This is a genomic window from Psychrobacter sp. TB55-MNA-CIBAN-0194, assembly GCF_040309505.1.
Lineage (GTDB): Bacteria > Pseudomonadota > Gammaproteobacteria > Pseudomonadales > Moraxellaceae > Psychrobacter > Psychrobacter fozii.
In genome coordinates this window covers 126674-139817 of sequence record NZ_JBEOOW010000004.1, presented here as the reverse complement: position 1 = coordinate 139817, position 13144 = coordinate 126674, and the positions used below count along the sequence as shown (strand labels likewise).

Annotated in this window: 11 protein-coding genes; 9 read left to right on the top strand and 2 right to left on the bottom strand. The window is 43.0% G+C overall.

Annotated features, from left to right (window positions below; translation table 11 throughout):
- Positions 1-98: 98 nt before the first annotated feature.
- The gene (locus AAEY75_RS06305) at positions 99-2333 is read left to right on the top strand and encodes a PhoX family protein (protein ID WP_352259111.1); all 2235 of its coding nucleotides are present in this window, start codon (positions 99-101) and stop codon (positions 2331-2333) included.
- A gap of 360 nt (positions 2334-2693) precedes the next feature.
- Positions 2694-4214 (top strand): alpha/beta fold hydrolase, encoded by a 1521-nt coding sequence (locus AAEY75_RS06300; protein WP_352259109.1) that lies wholly within the window; start codon positions 2694-2696, stop codon positions 4212-4214.
- 153 nt (positions 4215-4367) lie between these two features.
- Here AAEY75_RS06300 and AAEY75_RS06295 read toward each other — a convergent pair whose 3' ends face one another.
- Together AAEY75_RS06295 and hslO are read right to left on the bottom strand one after the other, a co-directional pair.
- The gene (locus AAEY75_RS06295) at positions 4368-5024 is read right to left on the bottom strand and encodes a hypothetical protein (RefSeq protein WP_352259107.1); all 657 of its coding nucleotides are present in this window, start codon (positions 5022-5024) and stop codon (positions 4368-4370) included.
- Between the two features lie 107 nt (positions 5025-5131).
- A complete protein-coding gene (hslO, locus tag AAEY75_RS06290; RefSeq protein ID WP_352259105.1) occupies positions 5132-6112 on the bottom strand; it encodes an Hsp33 family molecular chaperone HslO in 981 nt (326 codons plus the stop codon).
- Between the two features lie 461 nt (positions 6113-6573).
- Between hslO and AAEY75_RS06285 the strand changes: the two genes are divergently transcribed.
- The 7 genes from AAEY75_RS06285 to AAEY75_RS06255 all read left to right on the top strand — a co-directional run bounded on the left by AAEY75_RS06285 (position 6574) and on the right by AAEY75_RS06255 (position 12949).
- The gene (locus AAEY75_RS06285; RefSeq protein WP_197099804.1) at positions 6574-7545 is read left to right on the top strand and encodes a glutamate/aspartate ABC transporter substrate-binding protein; all 972 of its coding nucleotides are present in this window, start codon (positions 6574-6576) and stop codon (positions 7543-7545) included.
- A gap of 95 nt (positions 7546-7640) precedes the next feature.
- Positions 7641-8387, top strand: coding sequence for an amino acid ABC transporter permease (locus tag AAEY75_RS06280; RefSeq protein WP_352259102.1), 747 nt, complete (start codon positions 7641-7643; stop codon positions 8385-8387).
- Positions 8384-9055, top strand: coding sequence for an ABC transporter permease subunit (locus tag AAEY75_RS06275; protein ID WP_010201838.1), 672 nt, complete (start codon positions 8384-8386; stop codon positions 9053-9055). The genes AAEY75_RS06280 and AAEY75_RS06275 overlap by 4 nt, the downstream gene beginning before the upstream one ends.
- Before the next feature lie 344 nt (positions 9056-9399).
- Entirely contained in the window at positions 9400-10131 is a 732-nt protein-coding gene (locus AAEY75_RS06270) for an amino acid ABC transporter ATP-binding protein (RefSeq protein WP_197215988.1), read from the top strand.
- Positions 10132-10319: 188 nt separating this feature from the next.
- Positions 10320-10946: an FMN-binding negative transcriptional regulator gene (locus AAEY75_RS06265; RefSeq protein WP_352259099.1), complete on the top strand. Its 627-nt coding sequence runs from the start codon at positions 10320-10322 to the stop codon at positions 10944-10946.
- A gap of 78 nt (positions 10947-11024) precedes the next feature.
- A complete protein-coding gene (locus tag AAEY75_RS06260; RefSeq protein WP_352259097.1) occupies positions 11025-11483 on the top strand; it encodes a DJ-1/PfpI family protein in 459 nt (152 codons plus the stop codon).
- Between the two features lie 245 nt (positions 11484-11728).
- The gene (locus tag AAEY75_RS06255; RefSeq protein ID WP_352259095.1) at positions 11729-12949 is read left to right on the top strand and encodes an FAD-dependent oxidoreductase; all 1221 of its coding nucleotides are present in this window, start codon (positions 11729-11731) and stop codon (positions 12947-12949) included.
- Positions 12950-13144 lie beyond the last annotated feature (195 nt).

Genomic DNA, 13144 nt, shown 5'->3' with positions numbered 1-13144 from the left:
GAGTAGGATAGCGGCTACTTCATATTTTTTTGGTGCTGTTAATAGCAGTGCCATAATGTTTTTTATGACAATCCAGCCGAATAGCAAGGTGACTGATAATGACCCTATTAAGCAATAAGCCAGTAAATAACGATCAGCAAGTAAACAACAATCAAAACCTCGCTCATGAAGTCGTTGAAGATTCTAATCCTACTAATAATATGGATTTTCAAACCATTATCAGTCGTCGATTGAACCGCCGCAGTTTATTAAAAGGTGGTACAGGATTAACCGCTGCCGCTTTCTTTGGTACATTGCCACTGGTTGGTCATACTAAAAACGCTAATAGCACCATGACAGTTCGTAGTGGCGATGATGCCGCTGTTCCAGCACATGGTAATCGAAGCCGCCCAGAAACATTAAAATTCACCGCAGTGGCACATTCGACCGCAGCAGAAATGAGCGTGGCTGACGGCTACAAGGCAGAAATGATATTGCCACTTGGTACGCCACTGATGTCGGGAATCGAGGACTGGAAAGACAACCGTGAGCAATCTGCTGAATCATTTGACTGGCGCATGGGTGACAATCATGATGGCATGTGGTTTTTTGGCAAAACAGGTAATAATTACGATGTCAAAGCCTCTGAAAGCGGCTTGCTAGTCATGAATCATGAATACGTGAACAGCGCCGAATTAAGCCCGTTTGGCTATGATGTAAAAAAAGACAGCAGTGCTGAGCCTATTTTTCAAGAAGTTCGCCGTGCTACTGATGTGCGCCGCGAGGTAAATTGTCACGGTGTTTCTGTGGTTGAGATGAAGCGCCGCGCTAGTGGTAAGGGTTACGAGATGGTTCGAGACTCTAAATATAACCGCCGCATCACCAGTAGTACTCCATCACAGCTCACTGGCCCTGTTGCAGGGTCTGATTTGGTCAAGACTAAATTTGACCCTACTGGCTTAAAAACACGTGGCATCAATAACAACTGCGGGGCGGGATTGTCGCCTTGGGGTACTTATTTGACCACCGAAGAGAATTTCTTAGGAGTTTTCGCACGCGGTAAAGATGCCAGCCAATTAAGTGCTGCCCAAAATTATGGCCGCGAGCGTTATGGTGCAAAAGAAGACCATGCTACTTGGGGTTACTTGTGGCATACACCAAAAGCAGCAGACGCTACCATGACTGACGAGTTTGCGCGCTGGAACATGACCGTCGCAGGTAAAACGGCCATTGATGATTATCGTAATGCATTTAATACCTTTGGCTATATCACCGAAATTGACCCGTTTGATAAAAATGCTATGCCTCAAAAACGTACAGCTTTGGGTCGTTTTGCTCATGAAAACTGTGCGTTTGCACCTGTGAAACAAGGTCGCCCTGTTGTGTTTTATATGGGTGATGACTCACGCGGTGAGTATATTTATAAGTTCGTGTCAAAAGCCAAGTGGTCAAAAAGTGATATCGGTGGCGGCCTAAAAGCGGGTGACAAATACATGAACGAAGGCACGCTATACACGGCAATCTTTAATGAAGATGGCAGTGGCACATGGCAGCCATTAGTTTATGGTCAAAATGGATTAGACAATACCAACAGTGTGCTGCCGTTTAATGGTCAAGATGACGTATTGGTTTTTGCGCGTGCAGCTGCCGATGTGTTGGGTGCGACGAAGATGGATCGCCCTGAATGGGTATCGGTCAGCCCCGTCACTGGTGAAGTATATGTAACCTTGACCAATAATAAAAACCGCGGCGTCGATGACGATCAGCCTGTTTCAGCCAGTAATCCTCGCAGTTATAATGTGAACGGTAAAGCCGCTGGTAATGATAATGGTCATATCATCCGCTGGGCCGAAACAAATGGTGATCATGCAGCCACCAGTTTTGAGTGGGACATTTATCTATTTGCGTCACCTAGTGACAAGTCTGCAGAAAACCTATCAGGATTGAATGCTAATAACGATTTGTCTTCTCCAGACGGTTTGTTTTTTGACCCGCGCGGCGTATTGTGGATTCAAACAGATGATGGTGCATATACAGACACGACCAACTGTATGCTATTGGCAGCATTGCCCGGTAAAGTGAATGATGGATCAGTTAAAACAGCCTCGACAGGGCAACAAACTCGTATAGGCTCAGCAGCGACTGATGACAATCTTAAGCGTTTCTTTGTCGGTCCTGAAGGCTGTGAGGTGACAGGTATCACCATGACACCAGATTTTAAAACCTTGTTTATCAACATTCAGCACCCTGGTAATGCTTGGGGCGCAGTCAAAGGCGGTAGTACGCCAAGATCTGCTACGGTAATGATTACCAAAAATGATGGTGATGTGATATTGGCAGAATCGTTCTCGTAAAGCGCTATTTCTAAATTATCGCTAAATGACTCACCTACATCAAATCTCAAGCAATGGCTTGGGATTTTTGTGTTGGGGCACAGCATAGTCAAAGAACTCTGAAATGGGTACAAGGCAGCTGGCTGCAGATTTTACAAGTAGGGCATCTAAGGAGAGTAACACCGTAGCGGTTTGGCAGTTCGTTGGCTATATTAAAAAAACAAGCAACATCAACTGCCTATCAGTCCTTTCCAACAATATTTCCTAACAATTAATACACTTCAAAATCCAATGATTTCTTCTATTTACACTATTTAAAGACTAGTATAGAAAACTATCCTTTTCGCTAAATGTGCCAACACAATGAACGCTATGAGCAACATGATGAACCCTCCAAACTTGCGTTATAAAGACCGTGTAAGCGATAGCATTGGTCGTGACGACAGCGATACTATTCGACACGAACTTGAAGCACATTTTATACCAGACAACAGCGCGCCACTGCACAGTGATTTGTATGAGCAGATAGACCAACTCGAAGCCATTGACGTGGATGAGTTGGTCAAACTATTAGCCGATGGTAGTCAAGAAACGATAACGAAACCCGTGTCTTTGACGGATTTTTTTGAAGGCTTAGCGCAGCTTGCGACGGTTGGTGTGGTAGAGGTGACTGATATTGTAGAAGCCATTCACCGCGAAGTGATTTTGCGCCCTCTAGGTCGTTTCAACGAAAACCATCTAAACAAGTGGCAGCGCGGTATCACTGGCCGCATTTATGGCACGATACGTCATGTCATGCTGATGGTGGGTAATAATCTGGCATCGGTGCTCAGAGTATATAAAAACATTATTATGCAAAAGACGTCTCAGCCATTGCCTGAGTCCTTAAAAAAACTGGTCAATGTGTTAAATGGCGTCATGGGCGATCATTTGGTCAATAGCCAAAACCCGCTCGCCATTCCGATGGTGCTATACGATAAAGACGGCAATCCGCAATGTGAAGTACTGTCAGAACATGAAAAACTGCCAGAACGTGAAAAACTATCAGGGCGCGTGGTCATCCTATGTCATGGTCTATGCATGAGCCATTTGAGTTGGCAATCACAAGAGGGTAATGGTCTTGGTAGTGCGATTAGTCTTAGCCAGCCTGATACCACAGTGCTATATCTTGATTATAATACGGGTCGACGCATCTCACGCAGCGGTCGTAAGTTTTGCCGAATATTGCAAGAGTTGGTCGATGACAACCCTAATATCAGTCAGATAGATTTGGTTGGTCATAGTATGGGCGGCTTGGTCTCTCGCAGTGCGCTGTTTTACGGTGAGCAAGATCACTTGGATTGGGTGAAGCGAGTCGGTAATCTCATCACGCTAGGCTCGCCACATCACGGTGCCGTGCTCGAACGTATTGGCAATTACGTGCAAGAAATTATTGCCAAGCTGCCGTTTGCAGGCTCGCTTGCAAAGCTAGGTGATATGCGTAGTGCGGGTATCATTGATCTGCGTCATGGCAGTATCCGTGATGTTGATTGGAAATCTTTAGAAGGACGTAGTGTGCTGCCACAAGACTTTCGTCATCCTACGGGTTTGCCAAGTGGTATCAAAACCTACTTTGTCGCCAGTGCCTTGGTCGAGACGCACTATGACTCTAAGATGACGGACTTGTTAGGTGATGGTCTGGTGTCGGTAGCCTCTGCGCTAGGTGAAGATGATACTGAGCATGCGCTGTTTGTGCCAGATGGTCACAAAGCAGTGTTTTATGGGGTGAGCCATATGAATCTAATCAATAGTAGAAGAGTGCGTGAGCAAGTGGTTGCATGGTTACTGGATAATGGTCAGCGTGACTATACGGGTGAAGATCGGATATATTCTTATCCTAGAAGTTGGGATGTGGCGGTGTAGATAGGTATGTTTTGAATTTAACCCATCAATGTAACTATATTTAATTGAGAAGGCGAGTAGCATATCGGCTAATTAAATTTCTGGTGTTTTAAAGGATTTTAAGTTTTTTTTCGGGCTATCTACACTAATAGCTAAGTATATATACACTAGCAATCAAAACCCATGTTTACCTTTCACAAACTTTATATCCTCATCAATTTGAGAAAATATTTCGTTGATATTTTCTTCCAAGATGTGTGTAGAGCGTCCATCAAACTCAATCATGGTAGCTTTCAAATTATCACCTACATAGTTTTCTATATTTTCTTCATTAACATGAGGTAGAGTTTCAGCTATATATGTAGCATGTAGGTCATTCTTTTTATTCATCCATTCAGTGAATTTTTCTAATAATTTTGTACTGATGTATAATTGGCTCTTGATAGTATATGCATACATCTGGAGTAATAGACTATAGCATTCAATGCCTTTGCTGCTATCATAGTATTGCTCATTTAGAAAATCTTTGTTGTTTCTAAGAGAGATAACAATAGAGTTATGATTGATGTATAAAGATTTTAAGCGTGTAAGCTCATCATAAACTTCTATCTTCTTCTTAAATATTTCTTGATAAGTATCTAGGGTAACCTGATGAAAATGTTCGTCTTTATTTAATATTTTCTCGTGATCTTGTTCAAGTCGTTTTAGTCGCTCATCAATAGCTGCTTGTTCTTTGCGACCAATTCTTTCTAGGTATATTTTGCCTATATAAGTAATTAAGCCAACTAAAACAGCATTACCTATAATCAACTCTTGCCAAAAATCATTCATAGCAAATACCCATATTTTAAAGACTTAGTATAAAACAAAAACCCCTCAAGCATCACGCTTGAGGGGTTTTTGTTTTTCTATAAAAGCGAATGTGTAGTGACAAACGACTACTCAGCAAATATCGCTGCGACATCATTTTTATTAAACTTGTAGACTTCACCGCAAAATCCGCAATCCATCTCAAACGTGCCGCCTTGCTCTTCCACGATATCTAATGCTTCTACTTCGCCGACTTGCTCAATGGCCATCTCACATTTTTCGCGTGAGCAGGTACAACCAAATGATAACGGCGCAGGTTCAGGTGCGACGATGTTTTCTTCATGATACAAGCGATATAGAATCTCGTTAGCATCGAGGGTGGTCAGCTCTTCGGCCTTGACTGTACGCGTCAATACAGACAAACGTATCCATAAATCATCATCGATACCAGCATCTTCGTTTTGCTCAACTTCATAAGTCTCTGCGGCAGTACGAGGCAGCATCTGTACCAATATACCACCCGCTTGCAGGCCATCAGACGCCAGATTAATCAACGTTGGAATTTGTGCAGATTGCTTTTGATAATGCGCCAAGCAGTCAGCCAAATTGTCATGGCTACGCTCAACGATACCTTGATATGGCTCGCCACCTTCAGGCTGAATATTGATAAACAATACGCCTTGTCCAGGTTCGCCTAGTTCAGCAAAGGCTTCTTTGGCATGGATCATATTGTCCCACGCTTGTACTTGCTCATCCGTTTCAGCTTTCCAGCTAGCAAGCGCGCGGATGACACCGTTTTGATCGCACTCTGCCATTGCCCAGTTGAGCAAGCTGTCGCTGTCTGATGACTGTAGCTGAATGGACAAACGGCCATTTATTTTGACCGTGCTGATGAGCAAACTGGCAGCCGTCAGCATCTCACCCAATAAGCGTTTGATGGCTTCGGGATAAGGCTTTTGTGCAATCGTGCTCGCGTAGCTGCGTGATAGGCGCACCACATCACCACGTACGGGAGAGTCTTCGATAAAGAAGCGTTGGCGCACGTCGTTGTCATGATGGTTGCTAGCGGCTTGGCTATCCGTATTTGGGGCTTGAGTGTCTTGTGTCATAGGTCATGTGTAGTATTAAGAAGTTGTTTGCTTTATGGGGATTCATCGTGATTTATCAATCATCTCTCTCGTACAGTTTGCATATATTTATGGTTTATTATCAGTCTAAATATTACCAACTATACCTAGTTTTGGTGTAAGAAAGTCACTCATAGGTCGTATCTGTATGGCATAACGTTAGGATGAATCTGTGAAAAATTAATTGTCTTGACCGACATAGCTATAGATATATGACAGCGATGAGGTGGCTGCACCTGCTGAAACGTACATATGTGGAAAAATGAATCCTTTACTAAAAAAGTTTACTACCAGCATTAAATTTGTTGTACAGTAACATTCAGTTGCATTGTGATAAACAACAGCAACAACCGTATGGATACATGGTAACTAGGTTAGGCAATAAGCACTATGTTGTCCAACACTCATTAAATCTCGTAATAATGTGATAAAGGATGTTTTTCATGACTTACTTCTTTTCTAAACCGTTGACTTTAGCTGCTCTAGTGGCATTAGGCCTAACAGGCTGTAATAACAGCAGCGACACTAGCACTGACGCGCCAGCAGATGATGCAGCAGCGACAGAAACCATGAATGGTACGCTACAAAAAATTAAAGACTCTGGCACTATCGTTGTCGGCTATCGTGATTCTTCTATTCCTTTTTCATATGTTGCCGATGATCCTAATCAGCCTATGGGCTATGCACATGATCTAGAGATGAAGGTGGTTGAGGGTATTAAAGAAAAACTCAACATGCCAGATCTAGAAGTTCGTTATAACCTCATCACCTCACAAACTCGTATTCCTTTGGTCCAAAACGGTACAGTCGACTTTGAGTGTGGTTCAACAACCAATAATGTCGAGCGTCAAGAGCAAGTGGCTTTCTCTAATGGTTTCTTTGAGATTGGCACCCGTCTATTGACCAAAGCAGATTCTGGTATCAATGACTTTGAAGACCTAAAAGGTAAGCGACTAGTGACTACCGCTGGTACGACTTCAGAGCGTTATATTCGTCAGTATAATGACGAGAAAAAGATGGATACCGATATCATCTCTGCTAAAGATCATGGCGAAGGTTTCTTGATGTTAGAAAGCGGCCGTGCTGATGCGTTTATGATGGATGATGTATTGCTAGCAGGCGAAAAAGCCAAAGCTAAAAATCCTGATGAATGGGTTATCGTTGGTACGCCGCAATCGTTTGAAATTTATGGTTGTATGATGCGTAAAGACGATGCTGAATTCAAAACAGTTGTAAACGACGCGCTGAACAAAACCTTTAGCTCAGGCGAAATCAATAGTATCTATGACAAGTGGTTCCTAAACCCAATTCCACCAAAGAATGTCAACTTGAACTTTGAGATGTCAGATAACCTAAAAGCACTTATCGCCAATCCGCATGATAGCGATCAGCCAAAAGTAGCAGCAGCACAGTAGTATTTGTCCTTCAATCTAGCTTGCTTACGTGTTCAGAACGAACTTATCGCTCATCTGACACGTAAGTTTTTCAATCGCTGTTCGGAGAGACAATCATGAATTATAGCTGGAACTGGGGTGTGCTCTTTGAGCATACGGGTATTGGCAACGAGCTGTATATCCACTGGATGATTACTGGTCTTGGCTGGTTATTACTGATTGGTAGTATTGCTTGGACCATTGCTATGGTCGTCGGTACTGTCTTCGGTATTATGCGTACCTTACCTAACAAAACAGCTCGTCGCATTGGCACCGCTTATGTGACCTTTTTTCGTAATATTCCGCTGCTTGTGCAGCTATTTTTTTGGTTTTATGTGGCACCTGGTTGGTTGACGCCAGCGCTACAAGAATGGTGGTTTAGAGATCTATCGCCGAATACATCCGCGATGCTCTCAGCCAGTATTGGTTTAGGACTGTTTACAGCAGCTCGTATTGTCGAGCAAGTACGTACCGGTATCGAGTCGCTACCAAAAGGACAGATAAACGCAGCGTATGCGCTAGGCTTCACTATTCCACAAGCTTACAAGCAAGTACTGCTACCGCAAGCATTTCGTATTATCTTACCGCCGCTTAGCTCTGAGCTGACCAACTGTTTTAAAAATGCCTCTGTCGCCTCATTAGTCGGCGTCATGGAGCTCATCAGTCAAACCAAAACCATCAGCGAATACACACAGAATAGCCTTGAGATTTATACTTATGCGACGATTGTTTACCTCGTCTTTAATCTCTCGCTAATCGCTATTATGGGTCTGATCGAACGTAAATTAAGAGTACCAGGGCTTATCGCAGGGAGTCAGAAATGAGTATGATGACCGAACTTGCGACCGCGTATCCAGGCTTAATGGGTGGCATGATTACCACGCTAAAAGTCCTATTTTTGGCTATTATCGGTGGTATCAGCTTAGGTACTGTATTGGCGCTCATGCGCTTATCAGGTATCAAAGCATTAGAGATTCCCGCCAAGTTATATGTTAATTATTTTAGATCCGTACCGTTACTGCTGGTGCTACTGTGGTTCTACTTTGCCGTCCCGATGATTTATTTTTGGGCAGCGGGTAAGTATTTACAACTAGATGCAGCCTTTGCCTCTTGTGTTGTCGCCTTTATGATGTTCGAAGCGGCTTACTTCTCAGAAGTCGTCCGTGCAGGTATTCAGTCTATCGGTAGTGGTCAGGTTAATGCGGCAAAAGCATTGGGCATGACTTATGGGCAGACGATGCGTCTGGTGATTTTGCCACAAGCCTTTCGTAAGATGCTGCCGCTCATATTGCAGCAGTGTATTATCTTATTCCAAGATACGACTTTAGTGTTCGCTATTGGTCTGACTGACTTCTTCCGAGCGGCATACGTACGTGGTGAACTAATGGGTCTATTGACGCCTTACATCTTAGGCGCTGGTGCTGTGTATTTTGTCTTGAGCTTGGCAGCTTCAGTCGGTGTACAACGCGTACAGAAAAGGTTAAGGTTTTAATAAAGGACTGTTAAGCGTTAGAGTCGATCAATGCATGATTATCTGAACATGGTTATCTGATCTCACTTGATAGGCTCTAATGCTTTCAAAATTTAACTGCATTTGTTATCAATGTATCGTTGATTCAGTTTAAAAGAGAGACAAGGCAACCGAGTGAAGATGTATATGTAATACTTCAAGCGAGGTTAACGCGGTAACTCTTTTATAGAGAATTGACTATATTTTGACTGAATGCAATTGGGCAAGATTAAGAATAAGGCTAGGAGCCAACGATGAATAATGCTAAAACGTTTATAAATGACTTTGGTGGGCTGGTCACAGACAGTGGTCATGCTAGCAATGAGATGGTCGTTGAGATAGATAGCGTTAGCAAGTGGTATGGCGACTTTCAGGTGCTGACTGACTGTACCGCTCATGTCCACAAAGGTGACGTCGTCGTGGTCTGTGGTCCATCGGGTAGCGGTAAGTCCACCTTGATTAAGACAGTGAACGGGCTAGAGCCCTTTCAAAAAGGCAATATCATGGTCAACGGCATCTCTGTCGGTGATCCAAAAACCAACTTACCTAAGCTACGTAGCCGTGTCGGCATGGTGTTTCAGCATTTTGAGCTATTCCCTCATTTGACCATCATTGATAATTTAATGGTTGCACAAATTAAAGTATTGGGTCGTAAAGAAGCGGAAGCCAAGCAAAAGGCAATGGCTTATTTAGATCGAGTAGGGTTGACCGTTCAAGCCAATAAATATCCTGCTGAGCTATCAGGTGGTCAACAGCAGCGAGTCGCCATTGCGCGTGCGCTTGCGATGGATCCCATAGCAATGTTGTTCGATGAGCCAACCTCAGCACTCGATCCTGAAATGATTCAAGAAGTGCTCGATGTGATGGTGGAGCTGACTCGTGATGGTATGACGATGATGTGTGTGACGCATGAAATGGGCTTTGCCAGTCAGGTAGCCAATCGTATTATCTTTATGGATGAAGGTCATATTGTTGAGAACTGTAGTAAGGATGAGTTTTTTGAAGGTGCGAAAAGTGAGCGTGCACAGCAGTTCTTATCGAAGATCCTCAATCATTAAATAGATTTTGATTTACGATTATCTATAGCGCTGTTTCTAACATAAAGACACGTTCTAAAACTTATTTTTCTTTCCACTGCTACTGGTTATACAAAGCGCCCTATTAAAGACAGTTAAAGGCTATCTTTAATGGGGCGCTTTGTATTCAGTTTCTTTCGTATAGCTATTTGAAAAACGACTTGGAGCCTATGATGTTCACCCCCAAAGCATTTAAAGAGGAAGACTTTGAGACTATAAAAGCCTTTATCAAAGAGCAGCCTCAAGCTACTATCATCGTACAAACAAATACTGGACTAGATGCTTATCATATTCCTATGTACTGGCAAGATGATGGCAGTGAATACGGTTGTCTATATGGGCACATTGCTAAAATAAACACTTTGAACAATAGTGATAATATTGATGCACCATGGCTGGTTATATTTCAAGATGCTGGTCATTACATCAGCCCCAATTGGTATCCAAGTAAAGCAATAACTCATAAAGAAGTGCCTACATGGAACTATCGTAGCGTGCATATCACAGGATTAGTTCACCTGATAACTGAGCCTGAAATGCTGATTGAAATCTTAACGAAGCTAACCACAGATTTTGAAGCCAACCAACCTATTCCATGGTCACTTAGTGATGCGCCAGTGAACTACATTCAAGCACTTTGTCGAGCGATTGTTGGTATTCGCATCAATATCACGGATGTTCAAGCACAGTTTAAACTTAGTCAAAATAAGACTGCTGAAAATAGAGCAGGCATAATCGCAGGACTAGGGCGACTGCAAACGGAAAAGGCAGATGAAATGGCTAAGCTAATTGATTAGACAAGCTTGAAAATATAGTGTTTATGATACTGACGGATTTAATTTTACTTAATGATATCAACTTAATTAGGATTGATTATGACGCTAAAGCGAACTGTTGGCATACTACTGTTTAATGAAGTAGAGGTATTGGACTTTGCAGGACCTTTTGAGGTGTTTTCATTAGCTGAAAATGCTGATAACAATAAGTATTTTGACGTTATCACTATAGCTGAGAACCAAGCGCCAATATCTGCTAGGAATGGTCTGCAAGTTATTCCTGATTATAATTTTACCAACCATCCAGACATTGATGTACTAATAATCCCTGGTGGTTATGGTGCTGAAAAAATAGAAATACATAATAAAGTAGTGATTGACTGGATCAAGACTCAAGAAAATTTGGCAGAGCTTACACTTTCAGTGTGTACAGGAGCGTTACTATTGGCAGAAGCAGGTTTGCTGGCTGGTAGGTCAGCCACCACGCATTGGATGGATTTGGATAATCTGGCATCTACAAAGCGAGTATCAACGTTATCTCTGATACTCGCTTTGTAGATGCCAGTGATGATACATGTAATATTGTCACATCAGCGGGAATAAGTGCAGGCATCCATGCAAGTCTATACTGTATCGAAAAACTAATAGATAGTGAAACCATGCGTGCAACAGCACATCGCATGGAGTTCGATATTAACTAATTAAGTGAGTTATTGGATAGATGAGTGCATGGCTGTTTACTGATACAATAGCGATTAATATTCTAACAACTAAAATAATCTCTTATTTATATTGGAGCTAATATGAGCGCTGAAAACTCAGAAGTATCAAACAACGGTATCGTCATTATTGGTGCAGGTTTGGCAGGCTGGCATGTGATTGATGCCATTCGTGCAAAAGACAAAGACATCCCGATTACCTTAATTACTGCTGACAGTGGCGACCGTTATCACAAGCCAATGCTGACAATGGCCATTAGCCAAAAGAAAAGTGCGGCAGACTTGGTAAGAGCGACTGGTGTTGATGCGGCAGAGGCTGCAAATGTTAAGCTACTTGCTAACACGCAAGTAACGGATGTTGATACGACAACTCAAGAATTACAGTTATTCTCTGCACTGCGCTCAGATCCTGTTTATACCAATTACGCCACGATCAGTTATGGCAAGTTAGTACTGGCGATGGGTGCGCATCCTATTTTTCCAAAAAGCTTGCCAGAGGATTTAGTTTGGCACGTCAATCATATTGAGCGTTTTGGACAGCTGCAAGAAAAGTTAGCCACTGGCAGTCAGCACGTTGCCATCGTCGGTGCAGGTATGGTTGGGACGGAGATTGCAGAAGACTTACTCAAAGCTGGTCATCAGGTGACACTCATTGATTTAAACGATGCGCCACTATCGCAAATGCTACCGCCAAAAGCGACGGCTCGTATCGCCCAAGCGGTCAAGTCGCAAGGGATTAACTTTTTAGGAGGGTATCAGGTATCTGGTATTACTCGTATTAGTGATGGGAAACTGCAGGTCAGTTATGAGGCGCTAGCATCAGCGACAGACAGTACGACTGCTGAGCCAATTGAACCGCTCATCGTAGATCATGTGATTGCCAGTACAGGTCTGACGGTCGATGATAAGCTGCCTGCTGCTGCTGGCGTCGAGTTCAATCGTCGCACTGGTATCGTGGTGGATGCGCCAACCTTGCGTACCAGTACAGCCAATATTTATGCGATTGGTGACTGCATGTCTATCGATGGCGTGCCGTGTCGTTACGTGGCTCCATTACGCGCACAGGCTGCTACCATCGCTGATGATATCTTAGGTCATGAACACAGTGGCTATGAGCATAGACCGCCCATGATTCGCCTGAAAAACAAAGCAATCTCTGTCATGGTAACAGGTGTGCCGCAAGCGACTGGCAACTGGCAGGTCAAGACGGAAAGTGATGAAGCGTTAGTCATGGACTTGCTTAATGATAGTGATGAAGTTAGCGCTACGTTGACCATTAAGTTACCGCCAATCGTTAAAGCTTAATGGCTGTTAAAACTAAATGGTCGTAAAGTTGGGTTTATTCTAAAGATTCAGTTTTTAAATCGAGCATTAATAGCAGTGCTGATAGCAATGTTAATAGCAATTTTGATACTAATGCCAATTGTACTAGCCATAGTATGATTGGCTTTTTTGTGTCAACAATTTGCCATATTTTTATGATAGTTTTAGTGAAGTGCC

What these genes read in the sequence shown, in the direction of transcription:
- AAEY75_RS06265 (WP_352259099.1), top strand. Translation starts at nt 10,320, where the DNA reads ATGATGTTCACCCCCAAAGCATTTAAAGAGGAAGACTTTGAGACTATA.
- AAEY75_RS06280 (WP_352259102.1), top strand. Translation starts at nt 7,641, where the DNA reads ATGAATTATAGCTGGAACTGGGGTGTGCTCTTTGAGCATACGGGTATT.
- AAEY75_RS06270 (WP_197215988.1), top strand. Translation starts at nt 9,400, where the DNA reads ATGGTCGTTGAGATAGATAGCGTTAGCAAGTGGTATGGCGACTTTCAG.
- AAEY75_RS06260 (WP_352259097.1), top strand. Translation starts at nt 11,025, where the DNA reads ATGACGCTAAAGCGAACTGTTGGCATACTACTGTTTAATGAAGTAGAG.
- AAEY75_RS06255 (WP_352259095.1), top strand. Translation starts at nt 11,729, where the DNA reads ATGAGCGCTGAAAACTCAGAAGTATCAAACAACGGTATCGTCATTATT.
- AAEY75_RS06295 (WP_352259107.1), bottom strand. Translation starts at nt 5,024, where the DNA reads ATGAATGATTTTTGGCAAGAGTTGATTATAGGTAATGCTGTTTTAGTT.
- AAEY75_RS06285 (WP_197099804.1), top strand. Translation starts at nt 6,574, where the DNA reads ATGACTTACTTCTTTTCTAAACCGTTGACTTTAGCTGCTCTAGTGGCA.
- AAEY75_RS06305 (WP_352259111.1), top strand. Translation starts at nt 99, where the DNA reads ATGACCCTATTAAGCAATAAGCCAGTAAATAACGATCAGCAAGTAAAC.
- AAEY75_RS06275 (WP_010201838.1), top strand. Translation starts at nt 8,384, where the DNA reads ATGAGTATGATGACCGAACTTGCGACCGCGTATCCAGGCTTAATGGGT.
- AAEY75_RS06300 (WP_352259109.1), top strand. Translation starts at nt 2,694, where the DNA reads ATGATGAACCCTCCAAACTTGCGTTATAAAGACCGTGTAAGCGATAGC.
- hslO (WP_352259105.1), bottom strand. Translation starts at nt 6,112, where the DNA reads ATGACACAAGACACTCAAGCCCCAAATACGGATAGCCAAGCCGCTAGC.